This window comes from Xanthomonas indica, assembly GCF_040529045.1.
GTDB classification, from domain to species: domain Bacteria; phylum Pseudomonadota; class Gammaproteobacteria; order Xanthomonadales; family Xanthomonadaceae; genus Xanthomonas_A; species Xanthomonas_A indica.
In genome coordinates, this window is sequence record NZ_CP131914.1 from 1,373,903 (window position 1) to 1,384,316 (window position 10,414).

Annotated in this window: 8 protein-coding genes; all 8 read left to right on the plus strand. The window is 59.1% G+C overall.

From position 1 onward, the window contains the following. Nucleotides 1-48: 48 nt before the first annotated feature. Nucleotides 49-1,233 (plus strand): cystathionine gamma-synthase, encoded by a 1,185-nt coding sequence (locus Q7W82_RS05925; protein ID WP_242159709.1) that lies wholly within the window; start codon nt 49-51, stop codon nt 1,231-1,233. A 48-nt stretch (nt 1,234-1,281) separates the two neighbouring features. Then, the gene (locus Q7W82_RS05930) at nt 1,282-2,676 is read left to right on the plus strand and encodes a glycosyltransferase family 4 protein (RefSeq protein ID WP_242159710.1); all 1,395 of its coding nucleotides are present in this window, start codon (nt 1,282-1,284) and stop codon (nt 2,674-2,676) included. 8 nt (nt 2,677-2,684) lie between these two features. Continuing rightward, nucleotides 2,685-3,467 carry an ABC transporter permease gene (locus Q7W82_RS05935; RefSeq protein ID WP_242159711.1) on the plus strand — a complete coding sequence of 261 codons (783 nt, stop codon included), beginning with the start codon at nt 2,685-2,687 and terminating at the stop codon, nt 3,465-3,467. After that, nucleotides 3,464-4,687, plus strand: coding sequence for an ABC transporter ATP-binding protein (locus tag Q7W82_RS05940; protein WP_242159712.1), 1,224 nt, complete (start codon nt 3,464-3,466; stop codon nt 4,685-4,687). The genes Q7W82_RS05935 and Q7W82_RS05940 overlap by 4 nt, the downstream gene beginning before the upstream one ends. 120 nt (nt 4,688-4,807) lie before the next feature. Then, nucleotides 4,808-6,232, plus strand: coding sequence for a methyltransferase domain-containing protein (locus Q7W82_RS05945; RefSeq protein ID WP_353949511.1), 1,425 nt, complete (start codon nt 4,808-4,810; stop codon nt 6,230-6,232). Continuing rightward, complete coding sequence (locus Q7W82_RS05950; protein ID WP_242159714.1) at nt 6,229-7,140, plus strand: GDP-mannose 4,6-dehydratase; 912 nt, start codon at nt 6,229-6,231, stop codon at nt 7,138-7,140. The genes Q7W82_RS05945 and Q7W82_RS05950 overlap by 4 nt, the downstream gene beginning before the upstream one ends. Beyond that, nucleotides 7,137-8,108 (plus strand): GDP-mannose 4,6-dehydratase, encoded by a 972-nt coding sequence (locus Q7W82_RS05955; protein WP_242159715.1) that lies wholly within the window; start codon nt 7,137-7,139, stop codon nt 8,106-8,108. Before Q7W82_RS05950 ends, Q7W82_RS05955 begins: the two co-directional genes overlap by 4 nt. A 22-nt stretch (nt 8,109-8,130) precedes the next feature. After that, nucleotides 8,131-10,413 (plus strand): glycosyltransferase family 39 protein, encoded by a 2,283-nt coding sequence (locus tag Q7W82_RS05960; protein WP_242159716.1) that lies wholly within the window; start codon nt 8,131-8,133, stop codon nt 10,411-10,413. Nucleotide 10,414 lies beyond the last annotated feature (1 nt).

The window sequence follows — 10,414 nt, forward strand, 5'->3', positions numbered from 1 at the left end:
CGTTCAGACCGCACTGCTAGAATCACGCCCCTTTTCCGGTAACCCCACATGACGGACAACACGTCGAATCCCCATGGCGACGGCCCCGCGCTGGCGCTGGCGACCCTGGCCATCCATGGCGGACAGCACCCGGACCCGTCCACCGGCGCGGTGATGCCGCCGATCTACGCGACCTCCACCTACGCCCAGTCCAGCCCCGGCGAACACCAGGGCTTCGAGTACTCGCGCACCCACAACCCGACCCGCTTCGCCTACGAGCGCTGCGTGGCGGCCCTGGAAGGCGGCAGCCGCGGCTTCGCCTTCGCCTCGGGCATGGCGGCGACGGCCACGGTGATCGAGCTGCTGGACAGCGGCAGCCACGTGATCGCGATGGACGACCTGTACGGCGGCAGCTACCGCCTGTTCGAGCGCGTGCGCAAGCGCACCGCCGCGCTGGAGTTCGGCTTCGTCGACCTGACCGACCCGGCCGCGTTCGAGGCCGCGATCCGTCCGACCACGAAGATGGTGTGGATCGAGACCCCGACCAATCCGATGCTGAAGATCGTCGATATCGCGGCGATCGCCGCGATCGCGCGCAAGCACGGCCTGCTGGTGGTGGTCGACAACACCTTCGCCTCGCCGCTGCTGCAGCGGCCGCTGGCGCTGGGCGCGGACATCGTGGTGCATTCGGCGACCAAGTACCTCAACGGCCACTCGGACATGGTCGGCGGCATGGCCGTGGTCGGCCACAATGCCGAACTGGCCGAGCAACTGGCCTTCCTGCAGAACTCGGTGGGCGGCGTGCAGGGCCCGTTCGACAGCTTCCTGGCGCTGCGCGGCCTGAAGACCCTGCCGCTGCGCATGCGTGCGCACTGCGACAATGCCCTGGCGCTGGCGCAGTGGCTGGAGACGCACCCGGCGGTGGAGAAGGTGATCTACCCGGGCCTGCCCTCGCACCCGCAGCACGCCCTGGCCGGCCGGCAGATGAGCGGCTACGGCGGCATCGTCTCGATCGTGCTCAAGGGCGGCTTCGACGCGGCCAAGCGCTTCTGCGAGCGCACCAAGCTGTTCACCCTGGCCGAATCGCTGGGCGGCGTGGAAAGCCTGGTCAACCATCCTGCGGTGATGACCCATGCTTCGGTGCCGGTCGCGCGGCGCGAGCAGCTCGGCATCAGCGATGCGCTGGTGCGGTTGAGCGTGGGGGTGGAGGATGTTGAGGATTTGCGTGGGGATTTGGACAGGGCATTGGACTGAAATGGAGAAGGTACACACCCTGGCGGGCGTACATATGCCCTGGCGCCGATGACTGATCGGATCCTTCCGAAGAGTGCTGGCGAGCGCATTCCTTTCGCTGGCCACCTGCGCCAAGTCGCGCTCGTGGCTTATCGTGCGTTGTTGCCTGCTCGTCTGCGTCGTCTCATCCGTCGGCAGAGAGAGACAGTGCTGCCTGCATCCTTGCGCTTCTCCAATATCGCTGAATGGCCACCTGCGGCGGCCAGGGGGGCGCTTGCGCGTCCATCGCAAACGGAAACGGGCGCCTCCACCAAGGGCGCAAATCTCTTGGGCTACATTAGCGGGGAGTTCGGGCTTGGTGTTAGTGCACGCGCTTACGCCAGCGCTCTGCTGTCGGTTGGATATCCCATCGCGATCGTGGATGCGGACATCGATATCCCACATTCCCGTCAGGATCGCAGTCTGGAGGCGTACGCCGGAATGACCGAACCGTCTTTCGATACGACGGTCGTGTTCGTGAATCCGGACCATTTCGATGCAGCAATGGCGGCATTTCGCAAGCTGAAGCCGCCGTCCGGTCGCGTCATAGGCTGCTGGTTCTGGGAATTGCCACGCGTACCCGATGCCTGGATGGCAGCCGTGCAGCAGGTGGATGAGATCGTCGTGGCGACGGAGTTCGTTGCTGAAGCGTTTCGTGCAGTCACAGACAAGCCTGTCACCAAGATCCCATTCCCGTTATTGCCGACGCCGGCAAGCGCATTGACCCGCGCTCATCTCGGTCTGCCCGATGATGCGTTTGTGTTCCTGTGCACATTTGACTGCAATTCTTCATTGGAACGGAAGAATCCAGGGGGCGTGATCAAGGCGTTTCGCGAGGCGTTTCCGGCTGTGCAGGATGACGTCCGCCTGTTGCTGAAATCGAGCAACGGCGAGCGCAGTCCGGCGTTCTTGATCCAGTTGGCCGGCTTGATCGGAGAAGATTCGCGCATCCTGCTACGGGATGGCGTGATCGACGCCAGTCATGTTGCCGCGATGCATGAACTGAGCGATTGCTATATTTCTCTTCATCGTGCGGAAGGCCTCGGATTGGGGATGGCAGAGTCCATGCGCCTGGGCAAGCCGGTGATTGCGACTGGCTGGTCCGGAAATTGCGACTTCATGGATGAAAGCAACAGCTTTCTAGTCGATTACCGTCTGGTTCCGGTGCTCGAAGGCCAGTACCCGCATGGCGAGGGACAGAGCTGGGCCGAGCCTGATACTGCCGATGCGGCGCGGCAAATGCGGAGCGTGGTGCGAGACCGCGGGCGTGCCGCGAACGTTGCTGCGGCCGGACGTTCAACGATACTTAGGGAAATGTCTGCTCATGGCAGCGGTCAGCTGTTCGCGGCGTATCTTTCTCAATTACCTGAATTCCATCAAGTCGACCGCAGCACTGCGGCGGATAACGAGGCTGTATCGCCGTGATTAACGTAATGCGCTCCCTGTGGGGGTATCGCTATTTCATCCTGTCGTCGATCAAGAACGATCTGCGCTCGCGTTTTGCGCGTAGCAAGCTGGGCGGCTTGTGGATGATCATCCATCCCTTGGCGCAGGTGCTCATCTTCGCCCTCATCCTCTCGGAAGTGCTTTCGGCCAAGCTCCCCGGGGTGGACAACAAATATGCCTATGCGCTCTATCTCATGGCAGGCATGCTTTTCTGGGCCTTGTTTTCCGAGACGCTGAGCCGTTGCGTGAACTTGTTCATCGACAATGGCAACCTGATGAAGAAAATGGCGTTTCCACGATTGTGCCTGCCTATCATCGCGGCCGGCACGATGTTGGTGACCAATCTTCTGTTGGCCTGTGCGATCTTCGGCGTATTTGCTGCGCTCGGGCATTACCCGGACAGCAATGCGATGTGGCTTCCGTTACTGATTCTTATGACCCTGGCGCTCTCGGTCAGTCTTGGCACGCTCCTCGGTGTGATTAACGTCTTTATGCGCGACCTGGGGCAGATCATTCCCGTGGTGCTCAATGCACTGTTTTGGTTGACGCCTGTCGTTTACAACCTCAATACACTTCCGCCGAATTTGCAGTCATGGTTCTCCTACAATCCTTTGTATGCGCTCGTCAGCAGTTACCAGAATGTGCTGGTCTACAATAAGCCGCCTGCCTGGCATCAGCTCGGATCATTGATGGTTGTTACCGTGATCCTGGCCGTTGCCGCACTGATCATGTTCCGCAAGTCCAGCGCTGAAATGGTCGATGCTCTATGAACGCCCTGTTGAGTGTCAAAGACGTTGGCAAGTCCTATTCCACGTGGCGTAGCGAGTGGATGCGCGTCCTTTCCTGGTTTGGTTTGCCTTTCAAGCCGGCCGAGCAGCATTGGGTACTGCGCAACATCTCCTTTGCAGTAGGGCGCGGCGAAAGTGTCGGAATCGTCGGGCAGAATGGCGCAGGAAAGAGCACCCTGCTCAAAATGATCACGGGAACGTCCCAGCCTAGCTGCGGGCACGTGATCCAGGGCGGAAAGGTCGCTGCGATCCTGGAGCTCGGCATGGGTTTCAATCCTGATCTGACCGGTCGTCAGAACGTCTTTCATGCGGCTGGCCTGATGGGACATGCGCAAGGGGATATCGCCAAGGCGATCGGTGACATAGAGGCGTTTGCGGAAATCGGCGAGTACTTCGATGCGCCTGTGCGTACTTATTCCAGCGGCATGCAGATGCGTGTCGCCTTCAGTGTGGCCACGGCGTTCCGGCCGGATCTGCTGATCGTGGACGAGGCGCTGTCGGTTGGCGATGCCTATTTCGTTCACAAGTGCTTTGATCGGATAAAGACCTTCCAGGCGGAGGGAACCAGCCTTTTGTTTGTGTCTCACGATCCGACGGCTGTGCAGGTGCTCTGTGATCGGGCGATTCTGCTGGATGGAGGTACCATGATCATGGATGGCGAGCCAAAGCAGGTCATGGATTACTACAATGCCTTGATAGCGCAGAAAGAGCAGGGGACGATCAACTTGACTGCGCGAGAAGACGGCGGAACAGCGGTCGAGTCGGGTACGGGGGAGGCGGTCATTGAGTCGGTTGCTCTACTCGACGCGCATGGCAAGCCCACTGAATATGTGGCAGTGGGCGAGCCTGTCCGGTTGCGTGTCGGCGTCAGGGCACGGAAGGCGTTGGATAGGCTTGTATTCGGATACATGATTCGCGACCGTCTCGGTCAAGCGATCTTCGGTACCAATACTTTCCATACGGAACAGATACTGGAGAAAGTGCCCGTTGGTCGCGAGCTGATATTCGATGTTGACTTCCAGGCCGAACTTGGCCCTGGAACCTACTCGGTTTCCATCTCGCTCAGCGACACGCGAGACCATCTCGGAAAGAATTACCAATGGCGCGACATGGCGCTTGTGTTTTCGGTAGCCAATCTGGATAAGCAATACTTCGTGGGAACCAGTTGGTTGCCGCCGCAGATTTCGATAAGTGGCGGTTAGGTGCGTCAATGTTGACGAGTCCGTGCCATTCCTTCCAAGCATAATAGCCAAGAGAAAAATAAAATGGGAGCCAAACAGGAAACCCTGCTGTCGGCCACAGAGGTAATGCGGAGGGTTCGCATGCGCCTCGGTGCCGACGACCTGAATGTGTCCCCGGGGGTTTCTTCCTCGATAACGGACATTCGCATCTCGTCATCGAACTTCGTTGCACCTCCCCCAACGCAGGATTTTCCGGTGAAGGCGGAGTATGTGGTTGCCGACTTCCTCGGGTACGACGATGTTGCCTTCATCGTCAATGTATATCGGGCTGTGCTTCTTCGAGAGCCAGATGACAGCGCGATGACGCATCTGAGCGCGCTGCGCACTGGTGGCATGACAAAGATCGAAGTGCTCGGAGAGATTCGCTGGTCGGACGAGGGCAAGGCGCGGGGCGTACATATCGATGGCTTGCTGCTCACGTTCAAGCTACATCGTTGGCGACGAACTCCTGTCCTTGGCAGATTCCTTCACTGGGCACATGCCGCAGCACGTCTACATCGCAACAGCCGGGTATTGGAGACCCACATTGGGGCGGTGAGCGGTGATTTGCAGCACGCGCAAAGCTTGTTGGCGCGCGCGGTGGCCGATCAGGCTCAGCAGCTCGAGACGCAGGCTCGCAGCATTGTGTCTTTGCCTGTGCGAGAAGAGGTAGATGCGCTGGCAAAGCAGATCGAGGTGATGGCCGAGCAGCTTGCCGAACTGCAGGCGAGGCAAGTGGAGTTGCTGCAGGTTCCCATCGTACCCGCCGTCGTGGCGCCTGCTGTGTCCGCAGGGGAAAGCGAGAGCGTGGCGCGAACATCCGCAGTCGAATCGCACCTGGATGCGCTCTATGCAGACTTCGAAGATCAGTTCCGCGGCCCGCAGGAGCAGATCCGCGTCCGCCTGGAGCCGTACCTGAAGTTCATTCGTGATGTGGGCGCAGGCACTCCAAGTGCGCCGGTTCTGGATCTGGGCTGTGGTCGTGGAGAGTGGTTGGAGCTGCTGCGTGAAGCGGGGCTCCGGGCCTCTGGCGTCGACCTGAACATGCTGTTCGTGCGCGAGTGCCTGCGCAAGGAGTTGGAGGTCGAGTTCGGCGATGTGCTGGTCAAGCTGAAATCGCTGCCTGACGCCTCGATTGGCGTGGTCTCGCTGTTCCACCTCGCCGAGCACTTGAGCTTCGGCTCGCTTATCGAATTGATCGACCAAGCGCATCGCGTTCTGGTGCCTGGGGGTGGGCTCATTCTCGAAACTCCCAATCCGGAAAATGTGCGGGTGGCGCAGTTAACGTTTTACATGGATCCCACGCATCGGAACCCGTTGCCGCCGCAGATGTTGCGGTGGATGGTCAGCGCGCGCGGATTCGTGCAGTCTGATATTCAGGCACTGTTCGAGGCTCGCCAGCCGTCCGACATACCTTATGTCGCACCCGACGTGCCTGGCGCGGCAACCATCAATGCGTTGGTCAAGCCGTATCATGAGGCATTGGACTATGCGGTGATCGCCCGCAAATCGGTGTCGCAGCCATGACGTCGCGCCTCCTCGTCACCGGAGCTAGCGGCTTCGTGGGGGGGCACCTGCTGGCTGCTGTTAAGGCAGGTGACTTCGGGAGTGAAGTGCAGCCGATCGCATGGCCAAGCGGCAAGGACCTGCGCGACGAGCTGGCGGTTGCCGCTTTCGTTTCCGAATCCGGACCGACCGATGTCATCCATCTGGCGGCGCAGAGTTTTGTGCCTCGGGCCATCGCCCAGCCGAAGGAGACGTACGAGATCAATGTCATCGGGACGCTGAACCTCCTTGAGGCATTGTCGGCCAGCGGCTTCAAGGGGCGTTTTCTCTATGTAAGCTCCGGCGACGTCTATGGTCGCGTGGCTCTCGATTCGCTGCCTGTCGACCATGTGACTGTTCCATGTCCCGGCAATCCTTACGCATCCAGCAAGCTCGCCGCCGAGGAGCTTTGCCTGCAGTGGGGCAGGCGCACTGGTCGCGATGTGTTGATCGCGCGCCCGTTTAACCACATTGGTCCGGGTCAGAGCGCCGACTTCGTTGTATCCTCGTTGGCCCACCAGGTCGTAGCGATCAAGCAAGGAAGGCAGTCTCCGGTGATCGACGTGGGCGACATCGAGGCAACTCGTGATTTCACCGATGTGCGTGATGTAGTCGCCGCCTATGCCGCGATTCTCGCGTCCGGTCGCCCGCAGCGTCGCTATCTAGTCGGGTCAGGCGTGGAGCGCACTGTCGCCCAAGTCCTGCAGCACATGCAGAGCCTGGCGGGCACCGCGGCTGAAGTGCGTGTCGATCCGGCTCGACTGCGACCATCCGATCAGAGGCGGATGGTGGCTGATGCAACGCAGACAACCCTGGATACGGGTTGGCGTCCGAAGATTGAATTTGATCAGACCTTGAACGACATCCTGACATCAGTGAGAAACAAATGAGCAAAAAATCCGCGTTGATTACCGGCATCACCGGCCAGGACGGTGCATACCTTTCCAAGCTGCTTCTTGAGAAGGGATACGAGGTGTATGGCATCCTTGCGCGCCGTAGCAGTGACACGCTTTGGCGCCTGCGTGAGCTTGGTGTTGAGCAACAGGTCAAGTTGATCGATGGTGATATCTCGGATCTCGCTTCATTGATTCGTGCGATGCAGATTTCGCAAGCGCGAGAGGTCTATAACCTTGGTGCGCAGAGCTTTGTGGGCAGTTCCTGGCAGCAGCCGATCCTGACCGCACAGGTCGATGGTGTGGGTGTGTTCAATGTTCTCGAGGCTGTGCGCATCACCAACCCCGACGCGCGCTTCTACCAGGCCTCGACCAGCGAGATGTTCGGCTTGATCCAGGCTGAGAAGCAGGACGAGAAAACGCCGTTTTATCCTCGCAGTCCTTACGGTGTTGCCAAGCTGATGGGGCACTGGGCTACGGTCAACTACCGTGAAAGCCATGGGATGCATGCTTCCAGCGGCATTCTGTTCAATCACGAATCGCCGCTACGCGGCATCGAGTTCGTTACCCGCAAGGTGACTGACGCGGTGGCGAGCATCAAGTTGGGCAAACAGAAGGAGTTGCGTCTAGGCAATATCGATGCGAAGCGCGACTGGGGTTTCGCGGGCGATTACGTTGAGGCGATGTGGTTGATGCTGCAGCAAGATCAGGCTGACGACTATGTCATCGCTACTGGAGTAACTACCAGTGTTCGCGACATGTGCGAGATTGCTTTCGCCCATGTCGGTATGAACTATCGCGACTATGTCGTCATCGACGAGAAGTTCATGCGTCCTGCTGAAGTCGATGTCCTGTTGGGCAACCCGGCTAAAGCACAGAGCAAGCTAGGCTGGCATCCGAAGACCAGCCTGCAGGAACTGATTAGCTCGATGGTAGATGCAGGGCTGCGTCGTCTGAAGGATTGAGGCTTGTTTTCAGGCCGGGGACATGAGAAGCAACGTGGGTGAGCAAGGGGGAATGGGCATGTGGCAGCAGCGTTGGAGTCGGCCGCGCCCGATACAGGTAGTGGTTGCCCTCATTGTGTCGGCACTACTGTTGATCTGCTGGAACGCATTCCAGGCCGATCCTCGTTACGCTACGCAGTTGCAAGCCGAAGCCATTCATACGGATGGCTTCGGCGAGGACGGTTCCGGTTTCAGGGCAACCGGGGCTGGGCGCTCGCACATGCTGATGGGTCAGTTCAAGCTGGAGCCAGGGCAGCGCTACGGCTTCTCGTTCTCCGTGGATGCCTCGCCAGGAGGTCCGGCGGATATCGTTGTCGATCTATTCGGTCCTGGCTATGACAACCCGGCCCAGGAGCGAAGCTTCGGTACCCAGCCGGGGCAGGCATCGCTGCATTGGGCAGACACGATGGATGTCGGGGAGAATGTCCCGGATACCGTATTCCTGCGCATTTTCTACGATGGCCCTGCAGGGTTGCATGTCAGCGACATCCGCGTGGTGCAGGTTCCGAAGTGGAGAATCTGGGTCGGCTATCTACTGACCGTTATTCTGTTGGCTGCGATCGTTATGTTTGCTGCGCTGGTCGCACGCTGGACGTATGAGGAAGTTGCAGCCGAAGAAGTGCGCGTTCCATGCTCGTTGCTCGTTGCCTTGTGGCTGGGCTGCGCGTTTGTTCGGTTCATGGTTGTGCAGATGTTGCCGTATTGGTCCGGCGACGAGTATTTGTACAAGATGATCGCGGCTGGCATCTGGGCTGGAGGTGGTCGTTCTGGCATTCCCATGCCCGAACAGATCCTGCATGCGACCAATATGCCGAACATGCTGTACCCGTATCTGATCGCACCTAGCTTCATGGCGGGCGACGGGTTTTATACTGGTATAAGGTTGATCAACGCACTGGTGGTCACGGCGGCGATTTTCCCGGTCTACCTGATGGCGCGCCGTTTTATCGCTGGGCGTCTTAGTCTCTTGGTGGCGTTGGCAGCTGTCGCTTTGCCGAGTATTTTCATTTCCGCTTATGCCGCCACGGAGGTGTTGTACTTTCCTTTGTATCTCTGGGCCTGCTGGGCTGGCCTGAGATATCTGGAACGTCCTGACTCCTGGGCTGCTTCTCTGCTGTTCGGTTTTTCGATCGGAATGGTGCTCAACGTCAGGCTCAATGGCGTCACGGTGTTGCTGGCTTTGGTCGCAACGATGGCGATTGTTTCGTTAAAAGAACGTAATTTGTCCCGATTCATCACTCGTCCGACCTGGTTGCTGGCGGTGGTTGCCAGCTATGTCGCCTTCAAGTTGGTTTCGGTCAGCCTGGCTTCGCCCGCCACCGACGGACTGGGCATGTACGGAAATCGCCTGCATGGCTGGCGGGATACGATCATATCGGATCTGCCGGGCTTTGCTGGCCTGTTGCTCGGGCATTTGACCATTCTTGCAATTCCCTTCAGTCTGTCGTTGGCCGCTGGGATCGGATTCTTGATCGCGCAGCGGAATCATGAGATGGAGCGAGTCAACTGGAAGGCTACGCTTTTCATGTTGATGGCGACAGCCGCTGCGATAGGAATGGCGATAGTTTTCACAATCGGTATTGCGCCAAGCGATCTTGGTGGATTGGGTCGCTGGCATAGTCGCTATTACTTTTCTTCTTTTCCGCTGCTTTTGATTCTTATGTTCAAGAGGCGGCCTAAATTGGATGAGTCTGTCGCAGCTTGGGGCGCCTATTGGGCCATCATTGCGGTGGTGATGACCGCCGCTGTGCTATTCCTGATGGTCCTCAAGTTTCACCTCAGCCCTTGGTTTGGCTCGACGGTAGACAGCATGGAGGCCCAACTGTATCGCTCCACGCGTTGCTGGTTCGTTGGTCTGGGGCTGCTCCTCTTGCTGGTAGCCGCCATGCGCGACGGCGTTGGTCGGCGAGCGCTTCAGTTGCTGCTTCTGGGGGCCTGGCTTCTGGCGAGCAACGCAGCGACGTGGCGCGAGCTGAGCCGTAGTCCGGGTGCGTTCGATGCGCGCTGTAGTGCGCTTGCTGAAGAAATTATCGCGCACTCCCCCGGTGGAGTCGCCGTTGTCGCCAGTGGTCGTCGTGAGCTGGTCGATAATGCATTTTGGTTGCCGTATCTGCCTGTCGCAATGCGCATGTTGCCTAATGGTGGAGTGGTTGATGCTCAGGCATTGGGACAGGTCCGGTATGTCCTCGCCGATGATCGCATCGAGGTGACTCATGCAACCCGCATCCCTGACACCGGCACCTGCAGCATCTACAAAGTGAACTGAC

Bases quoted from the DNA above. Each gene is read 5' to 3' on its own strand.
- Q7W82_RS05925 (WP_242159709.1), top strand. From the start codon at position 49: ATGACGGACAACACGTCGAATCCCCATGGCGACGGCCCCGCGCTGGCG.
- Q7W82_RS05930 (WP_242159710.1), top strand. From the start codon at position 1,282: ATGACTGATCGGATCCTTCCGAAGAGTGCTGGCGAGCGCATTCCTTTC.
- Q7W82_RS05935 (WP_242159711.1), top strand. From the start codon at position 2,685: ATGCGCTCCCTGTGGGGGTATCGCTATTTCATCCTGTCGTCGATCAAG.
- Q7W82_RS05940 (WP_242159712.1), top strand. From the start codon at position 3,464: ATGAACGCCCTGTTGAGTGTCAAAGACGTTGGCAAGTCCTATTCCACG.
- Q7W82_RS05945 (WP_353949511.1), top strand. From the start codon at position 4,808: ATGCGCCTCGGTGCCGACGACCTGAATGTGTCCCCGGGGGTTTCTTCC.
- Q7W82_RS05950 (WP_242159714.1), top strand. From the start codon at position 6,229: ATGACGTCGCGCCTCCTCGTCACCGGAGCTAGCGGCTTCGTGGGGGGG.
- Q7W82_RS05955 (WP_242159715.1), top strand. From the start codon at position 7,137: ATGAGCAAAAAATCCGCGTTGATTACCGGCATCACCGGCCAGGACGGT.
- Q7W82_RS05960 (WP_242159716.1), top strand. From the start codon at position 8,131: ATGAGAAGCAACGTGGGTGAGCAAGGGGGAATGGGCATGTGGCAGCAG.